Genomic DNA, 1634 nt, shown 5'->3' on the forward strand with positions numbered 1-1634 from the left:
GGCGCGGCAGCGGCCTGCCAGGAATGTCCGTGGCTTGGGGCTTATGGGCCCAGGACAGCGGCATGACCGGACACCTGGGACGGGTGGACCGGGCCAGGCTGGCACGCGCGGGCATTCGTCCGATGGCTACCAGCGTGGCGCTGGAGTTGTTCGATGTGGCGCTGGCGGCCGGGCAGGCGACCCCGGTCGCCGCGGAGATCGATCTCCCGGCACTCCGAGCGCAGGCGGGCGACGGACTGATGCCGGATGTCTTCGAGGGCTTGGTGCGGCTGCCGGTACAGCGCCGCAACGCCACGTCCGGCACGGCTGCCGCGGGTTCCGACCTGGCACAGCAGCTGTCCACGATGGACGAGAGCGGTCGGCGCGAACTGGTGCTGACCCTCGTGCGGAAGCACGCGACCACGGTGCTCGGCCGGACCGATCCGTCGGCTGTCACACCTGCTCGGCCGTTCAAGGATCTGGGCTTCGACTCGCTGGCCGCGATCGAGTTGCGTAACCGCCTCGTCACCGCGACCGGGATCGAACTGCCGGCGACGCTGGCGTTCGACTACCCCACTCCCGACTCGCTGGCTCAGTACCTACGGGAACGCCTGCAGCCGGCGGCGCCTCCTCTGCGTCCCGCAGCGATTCTCGCCGAACTCGACAGATTGGAAACTGCTCTGTCGACGATGGCTTCGGAAGAGGCAGACAGGCCCCTGATATCCGCGCGCCTGATTTCCATGGTCGCGAAGCTCGCTCAGACGCAGACGCCCGACAAGACGGATGTCAGGGAAAGAATGGACACCGCTACTGCGGACGAGATCTTCGATTTTATCGACAAGGAGTTTCGACAATCCTGACGGGCATGTGTCGGAGCTTGTGTCGATTACGGAGGACGGAACGCGAATGGCGAACGAAGAGAAGCTGATCGACTACCTCAAGTGGGTGACGGCCGATCTGCACGAGACCAGGCAGCGCCTGCAGGAGGCTGAGGCAGGTAAGCAGGAGCCCATCGCGATCGTGGGCATGGCCTGTCGGTACCCGGGCGGAGTGAACTCGCCCGAAGACCTCTGGAACATGATGGTCAACGGCGAAGACGGAATCTCCGGATTTCCTGAAGACCGCGGTTGGGACGTCGAAGGACTGTACGACCCGGACCCTGATCACCAAGGAACGTCGTACGTCAAAGAAGGCGGATTCCTCACGGAGCCCGCCGGATTCGACGCCGATTTCTTCGATATTTCGGCGCGTGAGGCGCTCGCGATGGATCCGCAGCAGCGATTGCTCCTCGAATGTGCGTGGGAGACGTTCGAGCGAAGCGACATCCGTCCCGAAAGCCTCCGAGGGAGCTCTACGGGAGTTTTCGCGGGCGTCATGTACGGCGACTACGGCGCACGGCTGCAGCAGCGGATCCCCACCGGGTTCGAGGGTTACATCGGGACGGGGAGTGCTTACAGCGTCGTGTCGGGGCGCGTGGCGTACACATTCGGGCTTGAGGGTCCTGCGGTGACGGTGGATACGGCGTGTTCGTCGTCGTTGGTGGCGCTGCATCTGGCGGCGCAGGCGTTGCGGAATGGTGAGTGCTCGCTGGCGCTGGCGGGTGGTGTGACGGTGATGTCGACTCCGGGTGTGTTTGTGGAGTTCAGTCGGCAGCG

General features: G+C 64.9%; 2 protein-coding genes. Both read left to right on the forward strand.

Annotated features, from left to right (window positions below):
- Positions 1-839 (forward strand): beta-ketoacyl reductase (locus ACFVUT_RS37655; protein ID WP_389671178.1); only part of this gene is annotated, 839 nt, incomplete at its 5' end.
- 46 nt (positions 840-885) lie between these two features.
- Positions 886-1634, forward strand: a 749-nt coding sequence (locus tag ACFVUT_RS37660; protein ID WP_389671180.1) for a beta-ketoacyl synthase N-terminal-like domain-containing protein, incomplete at its 3' end; no start/stop codon positions are given.

It is taken from the genome of Streptomyces sp. NPDC058051 (genome assembly GCF_042885475.1).
Taxonomy (GTDB): domain Bacteria; phylum Actinomycetota; class Actinomycetes; order Streptomycetales; family Streptomycetaceae; genus Streptomyces.